This is a genomic window from Cutibacterium porci (assembly GCF_009696315.1).
Lineage (GTDB): Bacteria > Actinomycetota > Actinomycetes > Propionibacteriales > Propionibacteriaceae > Cutibacterium > Cutibacterium porci.
Map to the genome: position 1 here is coordinate 573,360 of NZ_VUMG01000003.1, position 12,045 is coordinate 585,404.

General features: G+C 64.0%; 9 protein-coding genes and 1 CRISPR repeat array. All 9 genes read left to right on the forward strand.

The window, feature by feature from the left end; all coding sequences use genetic code 11:
- Positions 1 to 60: 60 nt before the first annotated feature.
- Complete coding sequence (gene hutH / locus FYJ43_RS10070) at positions 61 to 1,596, forward strand: histidine ammonia-lyase (RefSeq protein ID WP_154564338.1); 1,536 nt, start codon at positions 61 to 63, stop codon at positions 1,594 to 1,596.
- A gap of 225 nt (positions 1,597 to 1,821) precedes the next feature.
- Positions 1,822 to 4,617 (forward strand): CRISPR-associated helicase Cas3', encoded by a 2,796-nt coding sequence (gene cas3 / locus FYJ43_RS10075; protein WP_154564340.1) that lies wholly within the window; start codon positions 1,822 to 1,824, stop codon positions 4,615 to 4,617.
- Positions 4,614 to 6,272, forward strand: a complete 1,659-nt coding sequence (casA, locus tag FYJ43_RS10080) for a type I-E CRISPR-associated protein Cse1/CasA (protein ID WP_154564342.1) — start codon at positions 4,614 to 4,616, stop codon at positions 6,270 to 6,272. The genes cas3 and casA overlap by 4 nt, the downstream gene beginning before the upstream one ends.
- Positions 6,272 to 6,898, forward strand: coding sequence for a type I-E CRISPR-associated protein Cse2/CasB (gene casB / locus FYJ43_RS10085; RefSeq protein WP_154564344.1), 627 nt, complete (start codon positions 6,272 to 6,274; stop codon positions 6,896 to 6,898). Before casA ends, casB begins: the two co-directional genes overlap by 1 nt.
- Positions 6,895 to 8,019: a type I-E CRISPR-associated protein Cas7/Cse4/CasC gene (gene cas7e, locus FYJ43_RS10090; protein WP_154564346.1), complete on the forward strand. Its 1,125-nt coding sequence runs from the start codon at positions 6,895 to 6,897 to the stop codon at positions 8,017 to 8,019. The genes casB and cas7e overlap by 4 nt, the downstream gene beginning before the upstream one ends.
- Positions 8,016 to 8,723, forward strand: a complete 708-nt coding sequence (gene cas5e, locus FYJ43_RS10095; RefSeq protein WP_326833543.1) for a type I-E CRISPR-associated protein Cas5/CasD — start codon at positions 8,016 to 8,018, stop codon at positions 8,721 to 8,723. Before cas7e ends, cas5e begins: the two co-directional genes overlap by 4 nt.
- Positions 8,720 to 9,391: a type I-E CRISPR-associated protein Cas6/Cse3/CasE gene (gene cas6e, locus FYJ43_RS10100; RefSeq protein WP_326833544.1), complete on the forward strand. Its 672-nt coding sequence runs from the start codon at positions 8,720 to 8,722 to the stop codon at positions 9,389 to 9,391. The genes cas5e and cas6e overlap by 4 nt, the downstream gene beginning before the upstream one ends.
- A gap of 9 nt (positions 9,392 to 9,400) precedes the next feature.
- On the forward strand, positions 9,401 to 10,333 hold the full coding sequence (gene cas1e, locus FYJ43_RS10105) for a type I-E CRISPR-associated endonuclease Cas1e (protein WP_154564348.1): 933 nt from the start codon (positions 9,401 to 9,403) through the stop codon (positions 10,331 to 10,333).
- Positions 10,334 to 10,335: 2 nt separating this feature from the next.
- The gene (cas2e, locus tag FYJ43_RS10110; protein ID WP_154564350.1) at positions 10,336 to 10,680 is read left to right on the forward strand and encodes a type I-E CRISPR-associated endoribonuclease Cas2e; all 345 of its coding nucleotides are present in this window, start codon (positions 10,336 to 10,338) and stop codon (positions 10,678 to 10,680) included.
- A 54-nt stretch (positions 10,681 to 10,734) separates the two neighbouring features.
- Positions 10,735 to 12,044: a CRISPR direct-repeat array (repeat unit 29 nt; unit sequence GTATTCCCCGCTTATGCGGGGGTGAGCCG).
- Position 12,045 lies beyond the last annotated feature (1 nt).

Genomic DNA, 12,045 nt, shown 5'->3' on the forward strand with positions numbered 1-12,045 from the left:
ATCGAAGCATGACAGACACCATCGCCACGGCGACGTGGCCCCATCCAAGAAAGGACGACCATGAACCCAACCATTGTTGACGTCGGTGCTCCTCTTACCCCCGGCGATATCGTCGCAGTGGCCCGACGAGGAGCCCACGTGACGGTCGGAGACGACGCGATGGAGCGGGTGAAACGAGCCTCGGACCTTGTCGAAAGCCTGGCCGATGATCCCAACCCCCATTACGGCATCTCTACCGGCTTCGGTGCCTTGGCTTCGACCCGGGTGCCCCGTGACCACCGGGTCGCCCTGCAACATTCCCTCATCCGGTCCCATGCCGCTTCCACTGGACCGCGCGTCGAGAATGAGGTCATCCGAGCCATGATGACCCTGCGCCTCAAGACGATGGCATCTGGCCATACCGGAGTGCGTCCGCACGTCGTCACCACTTACGCTAATCTGCTCAACTCCGGACTCGTCCCGGTCGTGGGCGAATATGGGTCTCTTGGCTGTTCCGGCGACCTCGCCCCGCTAGCCCACTGTGCCCTCGTCCTCACCGGCGAGGGGACCGTCCTCACCCCTGACGGCGACGAGGTTGACGCCGCCACCGGTTTGGCCCAGGCCGGGCTGAAGCCTGTCTCGCTGCGCGAGAAGGAAGGACTGGCCCTCATCAACGGCACCGATGGCATGCTTGGCCAGCTCATCATGGCTCTAGCCGACCTCGACGTCCTCGTCCCGGCAGCTGACCTAGCCACCGCTATGACCGTCCAGGCGCTGTGCGGCATCGACCGGGTCTTTGCTCCTGACCTCCAGGCCCTGCGACCTCACCCAGGCCAGAGCACCTCGGCCGCTAACATACTCGGCTTGTTGGAAGGCTCCGACCTCATCCAGGCTGGTCGAGAGGGCGCCGCCAAGCGAGTCCAGGACGCCTACTCCCTACGCTGCGCTCCGCAGGTCCACGGCGCGGTCCGTGACACGATGGCCCATGCCTTACAGGTGGCGAAGGTCGAGTTGGCCTCAGCCGTCGATAATCCGGTGATTACCGACGACATGAGGGTGGAGTCCAACGGCAACTTCCACGGTGCTCCCGTGGCATATGTGCTCGATTTTCTGGCCATCGCGGCAGCCGACCTCGCGTCGATGAGCGAGCGTCGAACCGACCGTATGCTCGACCCGGCCCGTAACCGCGACCTGCACCCCTTCCTGGCTGACGACCCTGGCGTCGACTCGGGGCACATGATCGCCCAATACACCCAAGCCGGCATCGTCTCCGAAATGAAGCGGTTGGCCGTCCCAGCATCGGTGGACTCCATCCCAACCTCAGCCATGCAGGAGGACCACGTCTCGATGGGATGGTCGGCTGCCCGCAAACTGCGCCGCGCCATCGACGGTATGGGGGCAGTCATTGGTATCGAGATCCTGACCGCCGCCAAAGCCATCCAGATGCGCGGTTTGGAGCCGTCGAAGCCGGTGGCCGACGTCATCGCGACGATGCGCAAGACGATTCCTGGCCCCGGACCGGACCGCTTCCTGGCCCCCGAAATTGATGAGGCCCACCGTCTGGTGGCTTCCGGTGAGCTCCTTGAGGTCGCCCGTCAGAGCGTGATGGTGAGTTGATCGCACACCATTCGTATGCATGGCTCCGGTAGCGTGGGATGTGCTCTGCCCATGCAGAGGTGAGCCATTGTTGAGTTGCGTGTCGTCCGCATCTCCCGTGTCCTCCCCGCCGTTGCGGGGGTCGGCGGCGACTTGTGGTTGTCTGGCCATTATTTAATAACTTGTTTAGTTGAGGAACTTTTCTGTGCTATTGTCCCTGCCAACACCAACCGCAAGGAAGCGACAATGCTCAACACCTGGTCCCCACCAGCACAGTCCTGCTGGGGAAAGACAAATGAGTCCGGGGGCTGGCTGCCTGTGGTCCAGCATCTCGAAGATGCTGCCGGAATCATGGCCGAAGTCTGGAGACTCCAGCCACAATCCATCCGATCGCTCCTGGCGGACACTCTTGGCGGGGAGCGGGCTGCCCAGACGTTCGTATGCTTCCTGGCAGGGATCCATGACGTCGGCAAGATCAGCGCCGACTTTGCCTACAAAGCACGTTTCCCGCGACCCGATGGCACGTCGACGAGCTATTTGTGCGATCAGATGGAGCGCCACGGATTCGTCATCACCAAGCCGGAACACCCAATCCCGCATGGCGCAGTCGGGCAGTGCCACACCCAAGCATGGCTACTGAACCGTTACCCGGATGTCCCCAGGGCACGCCGCTGTGCCCGCAACATCGCATCCATCGTTGGTGGCCACCACGGCATGAACCCAACGGACGGCGATGTGAAGGAATACGGGCTGTCCTTGGCGCGCGAGGACCATCTGTGGAAGGCCACCCGTGACGAGGTCCTCAACACCATGGCCGCACACACGGGCGCCGAAGAATACCTACCCAAGTGGATGAGCACGTCGATCCCGATCCAGGTGCAAGTGTTGTCGGAGGCGCTCGTGATCATGGCTGATTGGATCGCCAGTTCGGAGTCCCTCTTCCCCTACGACGTCACCGAACAGACACCTGATCGCGTGCGTCGCGCTGCCACGCGGCTCCATCTTCCTCATCCGTGGCAGCTGCCCCCGGCGTCGAACGACGCGGCAGACATTTTCCGAAGGAGTTTCCCCTCGATCCCCGGCGGCGCGCCCAATGCCATGCAGGCCTCGGCCGTCGAGGCGGCCGAGGCTATGACTGAGCCAGGCCTGCTCGTCATTGAAGCTCCTATGGGGCAGGGCAAGACCGAGGCGGCCCTCATGTGCGCCGAAGTTCTTGCCCGCAAGTTCGGGCTCGGAGGTGTCTTCTTCGGGCTGCCGACAATGGCGACGTCCAACCCCATGTTCGGTCGAGTTCGGGAATGGCTCGACGCCGTGCCCGCCACAGAATCGTCGAGCATCTCCCTGGCCCACTCGAAGGCTGGACTCAACGAGGAATACCAGCAGCTCATGCCGTGGAACGCGCACATGGATGTCTACGACGACAGCGCCGGCACGCAGCGTGAAGCTTCGGCGATCGTCCATGAGTGGTTCTTGGGCCGCAAACGCGCCATCCTCGCAGACCACGTCGTCGGGACCATCGACCAGGCACTTTTCACCGGTCTCAAAGCCAAGCATGTGGTGTTGCGCCACCTCGGTCTGGCGAGCAAGGTCGTTATCATCGACGAGGTCCATGCCGCCGACGTCTACATGCGGGAGTACCTCAAGGTCGTCCTCGAGTGGCTCGGCGCCTACCGCACGCCAGTCATCCTCATGTCCGCGACGCTGCCACCGGCCCAACGTCATGAACTCGCGCTAGCGTACGCTAAAGGACGCCACGGAAGAAACGCGCAGGTGGTCCTCACGACGACCGATGAGTACCCAATCGTGACCACGGTATCCGATGGTGTCGCTCAACAAGGCACTTCGACGTCGGCACCCGGACGACAGATTGTCGTCCGCTCTATGGGCGACTCCCTTGACGAGCTCATCAGCCTCATTGAAGACAAGATGGCCGACGGTGGTTGCATCGGCATCATCCGCGACACCGTCTCTCGAGCCCAGGAGACCTTCGACGCACTCGAGTCCCGGCTAGACTGCGAGGTGGTGCTCGTCCACTCGCGTTTCCTGGCTCCGCAACGCGCACGACGGGAGGCCGACCTCGTACGGCGCCTCGGACGCTCTGGAGGCGACCGTCCGCACAGAATCGTCGTCGTCGGGACGCAGGTGCTCGAGCAATCCCTCGACGTCGACTTCGACCTGCTCGTCAGCGACATCGCGCCGATGGACCTTCTGCTGCAGCGCATCGGCCGCCTTCATCGGCACGACCGACAACGCCCGGTTTCCCTGCGTGAAGCCACTTGTCTCGTCACCGGCATCGACGATTGGCGAGACGACGGTCCGGCGTTCAGCCGAGGCGTCGACTCTGTCTATGGCGAGGACGCACTCCTGCGTACCGCCGCGCTCCTGAACAACCTGCCTGGTGGCACAGCGACGGTGCCCGCAGACATCCCGCGGCTCGTCCGTGAGGCGTATTCAGAACCGTTCACCTGGCCTACGAAATGGGCCGCACGGGGCGACGAGGCCAGCATGAAAGCGCGTTCGGAACACGGGGAAGCGGAGAACAGGGCGAAGACGTTCAGGTTGGCCCACCCGTATGTCGCATCAAGCCTCATGAAGGGACTCACCGACGTCTCGACCCTTGATCCGGAGAACTCGTCGGGCCATGCCAGGGTGCGCGATTCCGAGGACTCGATCGAGGTCATCGTCATCCAAGAGTCTGGCTCCGGTGGTCATCGGCTCCCCTCTGGCATCGGGGAGTTCTCGGGTGCCGAGCTGCCGCTGTTCGGGGCTCCCGAAGGTGCGTTGGCTCGGGCGGTGGCATCGTGCACCGTCTCGTTGCCAAGGTCTGTGTCGAACCCTTGGGACATCGACCAGACAATTGCCGAACTCGAAGCCGCACCAATCGACCTCAGCTCCTGGCAGACCTCGCCGTGGCTTCGGGGCCAGCTCGTCCTCGTGCTGGACGCCGAGGGCAATTCGACACTACTGGGCCGCCCCATCCATTATGATTCTAAGCGCGGGCTCACGGTCGAGCCCCGCCTCGATAAGGGAGATCCGGCATGACGAGTGCTTTCAACCTCATGGACGAGCCGTGGATCCTCGCTCGCGAACCGGACAACCGCGTGGTCGAGGTGTCGATTCGGGATGCCTTCCACCGTGCAACCGAGCTGCGGGCGCTCGCCGGGGAGATCCCGACCCAGGAGGCAGCCATCCTGCGTTTGCTGCTGGCCATCGTGATGCGAGCCACGGCGCGCGAGCGCAGCGACGACGAGAAGGTCGACGACTGGGGCCAGTGGTGGAGCGAGGGTCTTCCCCTCGACGAAATCGACTCCTACCTCGACCAGTGGCACGACCGCTTCGACCTCTTCGACGACCGGGCGCCGTTCATGCAGGTCGCAGATCTTCACACTGCCAAGGGTGGGTTCTCCGGCCTGACGAAGATCATCAGCGAGGTCCCAGCCAACGACAAGTTCTTCACCACCAGGGACGGTGCCGGCATCGCAAGCCTGTCCTTTGCGGAGGCCGCCAGGTGGCTCGTCCACGCCCACGCCTTCGACGTGTCAGGCATCAAATCGGGTGCGGTGGGCGATCCCCGGGTCAAGAGCGGAAAGGGTTTCCCCATCGGCACGGGCGTGAGCGGCCCGATGGGAATCGTCGTCGTCGAAGGCGCGAACCTATCCGAGACGATCCTGCTCAACCTCTTCCTGGAGGACGACCCCGAGGGCGACGTCCCGGTCTGGGAACGTCCTGCGCAGGGTCCCGCGCCGGACGCACAACATCCCGTGCCGACGGGGTGCGCTGATCTCTTCACGTGGCAGAGCCGTCGGGCACGGCTCATCACTGACGGTGAGCGCGTCACCGACGTGCTCCTGTGTAACGGTGACAAGGTCGAGTGGAAGGACCTCCTCCACAAGGACTCCTCGACCGCCTGGCGGTTCAGTGCACCCCAAACGAAGACCGCCGGGCAGGTGGTCTACATGCCACGCAGCCATGACGCAACCAAGGCCATGTGGCGAGGACTCGAGCCGCTACTCGCCCGCGAGCCCTCCCCTGAGGATCATCACAAGCGCAAGCCGGGCGAGCCGGACCGCCAGTGGTTGCGACCCGAGATCTTCGAACAGTTGGCCATGCTCACCGCCGACGGCGTGCTGCCCAGCGCCCATATGGCACGAGTCCGCACGATCGGAATGGAGTACGGCCCCAAGGCGTCGTCGGTCTCAAGCGTGATTGACGACGCCCTCCCGACATCAATGGCCGTCCTCGCCGACGAGCAGCTCGCTCGGCTGGCGGTCGACTGTGCCAGGACGGCGGAGGGGCTCGTCTTCGCCCTGCAGAACCTCGCCACTGACCTGGCCACTGCGACCGGCAGCGAGGCCGAAGGGGTGCGCCCGCACGCCGCCGAGGCCGGCTTCGCATCGCTCGATCCCGACTACCGCGACTGGTTCAGTCACCTGTCCAGCACGACCGACATCGATGGCGCTCGCGTCGCATGGCGCCGCCGAGCCCGCCAGGTCGTACGTGATGTCGGCCGTCAGCTGTGCCGCGACGCCGGCCCGATGGCGTTGACCGGACGCATGATCACGGTGCCGAACACCGAGCGCGAGGACCTCATGGATGTCGCGCGAGCATGGCAGCGTTTCGCGAGCCGACTACGCACATCGGCCCCACTACCGGATGACCCCCAACCCCGATCCGAGACCTCCTCGAAGGAGAAGTGATGCCTGAACCATGGAATGACGTGACCTCGGCGACGGTGTCAGCCATCAGCCGTCTGCAACACGGTTACCTCACGACACCGCGCGACCCATGGGCTGTCCGTACGCTTGCGTCATTGCGACGCGCCGACGAGAGCAGGCCTGGCGCCGACCCGAGCCTGTGGGACGTCACCCTCGGCCGTCTGCCCGACGAGCTCCTGGGCCACGGCACGTCGCCCGCGACAGCGGCGGAGCGGGCCGTCCATGCCGCGGTCGTGCTCTACGCCGTTCACCAGCAGTCCCGAGCGGAACCCATGCACGCGACTGGCGTCGGGCTCGGGCAGGCTGTGCGCATGCTGTCGGTAAAACGTTCCGACGGCACGGAATGGGATCCGGGCACGATCTCGCGCTTCCAACACATGTGCCGGGCCCAACAGTGGGCCATCCGTGTCGACAACTTGCGAGGGCTCGTCACCCTCATGCGCTCCGAAGCGGTTCCCCTCGACTACGGACGCCTGGCAGCCGATCTGTGGCGACTCCAGGTGTCGGCCCCCGATCAGGTCCTCCTGAAGTGGGGACGTCAACTCCACAGAATCCCCCTCACCAAGCAGGCTGCCTCCACCGAGACCGATCAAGGAGAACCCCGATGAGCTCATATTACGTTGACATCCACGTCATTCAGAGCGTCCCGCCGTCGAACGTCAACCGGGACGACACTGGATCACCGAAGTCCGCCCTGTACGGAGGAGTCCGGCGGGCCCGCGTGAGTTCACAGGCGTGGAAGAAGGCGGTGCGAACATCGTTCAAGGATCTCCTTCCTGCCTCCCAGAGCGGTGTGCGTACCCTGCGGGTGGTGGAACTGCTCATGAATCGGCTCACTGCCGACCCGTACGGCCTCAGCGAGGAGGACGCGCGCGACCGGGCCCTCGCCGTCGTCAAGGCCCTCGGACTGAAGGCTGAGAAACCCCGGGCGAAGAGCGACTCGCCCAAGGAACCGATCGAGCGCACCCAGTACTTGGTGTTCTACTCGAACCAGCAGCTGGACCGGCTGGCCGAACTCGCCGCCAGTACTGAAGGAAAGATTTCAGCCCCTGACGCGAAGAAGGCCGCTGATTCTGATCATGGGATCGAGGTGGCCCTGTTCGGCCGCATGGTCGCCGACTCCAAGGACCTCAACGTCGACTCGGCCGTTCAGGTCGCCCACGCTCTGAGTACCCATGCCGTGGAGACTGAGGCCGACTACTTCACCGCCGTCGATGACTACAAGCTCGACGAGGACGACGCGGGCGCTGGCATGATCGGCACCGTCGAGTTCACCTCCGAGACCCTGTACCGGTTCGCCACGGTCGCCGTCTCGACCTTGGAGGGCAACCTCGGTGACGTCGACCTCACTGCCGACGCCGCAGCCGCATTCGTCCGTGGGTTCGTCATGTCGATGCCAACGGGCAAGCAGAACACCTTCGCCAACAACACGATCCCTGACGCCGTGGTCGTCCAGATCCGCAAGGGTCGTTCCGCGAGCTTCGTCGGGGCCTTCGAGGAACCTGTGACGTCCGGCAACGGCGGATTCGTCGCCGAGTCGTGCCGAGCGCTGGCAGCTTACGCGCATGACTGCGAGGAAGCGTTCCTGGGAGCGCCCGAGGCATCCTTCGTCATCCGCGTCGGCTCACGCACCGAGGCCATTGGCGCCATGGGCACCCCCATGCCGATGGACGACCTCGTCTCCTCGGTGCGTGACACGGTCACGTCCCTCCTGCGGGGCGAGTCGTGACCGTCCTCGTCCTCAGGCTCGCCGGGCCGTTGCAGTCGTGGGGCGACTCCAGCCGCTTCACGACTCGCGCGACCCGCCGGGAGCCCACCAAATCCGGGGTCATCGGCCTGCTGGCGGCAGCGCAAGGACGCCGACGCACGGACAGCATCGAGGACCTCCTGTCGCTGCGATTCGGTGTACGCGCCGATCAACCCGGCTCCGTCGTTCGAGACTTCCAGACGGCGATGGACTGGTCGCACCCGAAAAGAGACGGAGGCGTCAACTCGATGCCCCTGTCACACCGCTATTACTTGGCTGACGCCGTCTTCGTGGCAGCGGTCGAAGGGGAACCATCACTGCTGGAGGCGCTGGATGAAGCCATCGCCGATCCGGTGTTTCCGCTCTACCTTGGCCGGAGGTCGTGCCCCACGGAGGGGCAGGTGTCCCTGGGTGTGCGTGACGGCGACCTGCTGACAGCGCTGACCAACGAACCGTGGTGTGCCAAGCCGTGGCAGCAACGCCGGCTGCCGCGATCGGTGCGACTTCAGATCGCTTACGACGCCGAGCCGGGCCAAGTCGGCGACACCGTCCGGGACATTCCACTGAGTTTCAGCCCGGAGCGGCGTGAGTACGGCTGGCGCGACGTCGCGACGACGACGGTTGTCGTCGACAATCCCATCGGCAGTGACGAGCCGGACTGGTTCGCAGGCCTGGAAGGAGCGTGACGTTGTTCCTCACTCAATTCGACGTCAACGTGGCTCGTCGTGACGCCACGCGCCTCTTGGCATCCCCGGAACGACTCCACGCCGCGGTTCTGGCATCGTTTCCGCCCGGCCAATCCGCCACTGGATCCGCACGCACCCTGTGGCGGCTGGACCGTGGCCCGGCGAAACATGACGCGCGCCTCATCATCGTTAGCCCGTTGCAGCCCGACCTCACTGTTCTCAACGAGCAGGCCGGGTGGTCGACGGGGACGCCTGGACGATCGGCTGACTATGACCCGTTCCTACGAGCTCTCCGTTCGGGATCTGCGTGGCGATTCCGATGCACCGTCAACCCGACGACTGCCGTGCGCAAACAGGGATCGTCGCGGGGGCGGCGGGTCGCAGAGGTCACGGCCGACCAGCAACTGCAATGGTTCATCACTCGCTTGGAGCGTCGCGGATTCCGACTCCCCGACGACCCCACGGGAGTTCCGTCCGCGCGGGTGACCCGGCGAGAGGTCCTGAGATTCCGACGTCAGTCCTCCACGGTCACACTTGCTGTAGCGCAGGTGGACGGCATTCTCGAGATCACCGATGTCGACGCCGCTCGATCGGCACTCGTTGGTGGAATCGGGCCAGCTAAAGGGTATGGCTGCGGACTTCTGACGCTGGCTCCGACCGGGAAATGAATCGTGGCCATGCCGATCCCAGGCGCGCGACCCGCCGAGGTGCAGGAGCTGGCACGCGCCCAGGACCGGCTAAGTTTCGTTTACATGGAGCACTGTGTCGTGAACCGCGACTCGAATGCCATCACGGCGGCGAACCAGCAGGGCACAGTGCACATCCCAGCATCGATGATCGGAGCGCTGCTGCTGGGCCCAGGAACGAACGTCACCCACCAAGCAATGATGTTGCTGGCGGAATCCGGATCCACGACATTGTGGGTCGGTGAGCACGGCGTCCGGTACTACGCCCACGGACGTCCCCTCGCCCGAACGACCCGACTGCTGCAACTGCAAGCGGAAGCTGTCACGGACCGAACGAAGCGGCTGGCCGTGGCGCGACGCATGTACGAGATACGCTTCCCCGACGACGTGGCCACTGGGCTGACCCTGCAGGAGCTCCGAGGACACGAGGGCGCGAGAGTCCGGCAGGCATACCGGGACGCGTCAATCAAGTTCGGCGTCGACTGGGACAAGCGCAGCTACAAGGTTGAGGACTTCTCTTCCTCGGATCCTGCGAACCAGGCCCTCACTGCAGCCACGACGTGTCTGTACGGCGTGGTCCACTCCGTCGTCGCGGCGTTGGGGCTGTCTGCGGGTCTCGGCTTCGTACACACGGGCAAGGACCGTTCATTCGTCTACGACGTCGCCGACCTGTACAAGACGTCCCTAGCCGTACCAGTCGCATTCCAGTGCGCAGCGACCAACGATCTCGACGATCTTCCCGGCGCGACGAGACGTGCCATGCGCGACGCTATCCACGAATCAAAATTGCTCAGCAGGTGCGTCGAGGACATCCACACCGTTCTCAACGCTCCCGGAGACCCCGACGACGGATACGGCTGGGACGTGGTCGACCTGTGGGACGACCGCCAAGGTCTCGTCTCCGGCGGTAAGTCTTGGGGGTAGGCATGGTCGTCCTTGTTCTCACCGCATGTCCTGCTGGTCTGCGCGGCCACTTGACGAGGTGGCTCCTCGAGATCAGCCCGGGAGTGTTCGTCGGCCATGTGCCGGCTCGTATTAGAGACGCACTGTGGGACAGGGTAGTCGAGATGTGCCGCGACGGCCGCGCGATCCTCGTGTACACGGTTCGTGGGGAACAGCACTTCGAGTTCCGAGTTCACCGTCATGACTGGGAAGTTGTTGACTTCGACGGCTTGAAGCTCATGCGACGGCCGAACAGCAAAGCTCGATCCTCGACTCTCCGGCCAGGTTGGAGTTCTGCTGCGCGACGCCGTAAAGTACGTAATCGTTGACGCGAGGCCACTCGCATCTCACTAACGCTCCTGCATCAGCCCTAGCCAGTTGGTGTATTCCCCGCTTATGCGGGGGTGAGCCGTCGGCTGGCGCGGTCGGTCAGGCCGAGTTCCAGTATTCCCCGCTTATGCGGGGGTGAGCCGGAGAGACAGTCTCGTCCATCACTGTCAAAGGCGTATTCCCCGCTTATGCGGGGGTGAGCCGCAGCGGTTCTGCAGTGGAGTCGAATGCCCAACGTATTCCCCGCTTATGCGGGGGTGAGCCGGCCGGAGCAGCCGTAGCCACCGTAGGAGCCGCGTATTCCCCGCTTATGCGGGGGTGAGCCGTTCGCCCGCGAGACCGACACCACCCAGCACAAGTATTCCCCGCTTATGCGGGGGTGAGCCGTCGTCAGGCCGTGTCAATCCAGGTTCCCCCTCGTATTCCCCGCTTATGCGGGGGTGAGCCGCCATCCGCGACGCGCAGCGTAGAGGAGTAGCGGTATTCCCCGCTTATGCGGGGGTGAGCCGACCAAAGCCGTCATCCGGGCAGGAGGAGCGAGGTATTCCCCGCTTATGCGGGGGTGAGCCGGACTCCATCTCCGAGGCATCCAACCTCGAACAGTATTCCCCGCTTATGCGGGGGTGAGCCGAGAGACAGTCTCGTCCATCACTGTCAAAGGCAGTATTCCCCGCTTATGCGGGGGTGAGCCGTGTCTGTGCTGGCAGACACCCGGAAGTTCTCCGTATTCCCCGCTTATGCGGGGGTGAGCCGTTCTTCCTGCTGCTGGTTGGAGTAGGTTTCAGGTATTCCCCGCTTATGCGGGGGTGAGCCTATGGTCGACTGCTGTTTCATCCCATTTATCGGGTATTCCCCGCTTATGCGGGGGTGAGCCTATTGTTTTCGACGATGGCGCGATTCGTGGCAGGTATTCCCCGCTTATGCGGGGGTGAGCCTATCCCCAAAAAACAGTCTCCGCGGAACAAAAAGTATTCCCCGCTTATGCGGGGGTGAGCCTCCGTCTCACCCCACAGCAGCGCCACAACTGCAGTATTCCCCGCTTATGCGGGGGTGAGCCTACACGCCGTGAGCCATCGACGCCCCAGCAGTAGTATTCCCCGCTTATGCGGGGGTGAGCCTAAATGTGACAGCTTTCTGCATTTTCACTGGCGGTATTCCCCGCTTATGCGGGGGTGAGCCTATCCCCAAAAAACAGTCTCCGCGGAACAAAAAGTATTCCCCGCTTATGCGGGGGTGAGCCTCCGTCTCACCCCACAGCAGCGCCACAACTGCAGTATTCCCCGCTTATGCGGGGGTGAGCCTACACGCCGTGAGCCATCGACGCCCCAGCAGTAGTATTCCCCGCTTATGCGGGGGTGAGCCTA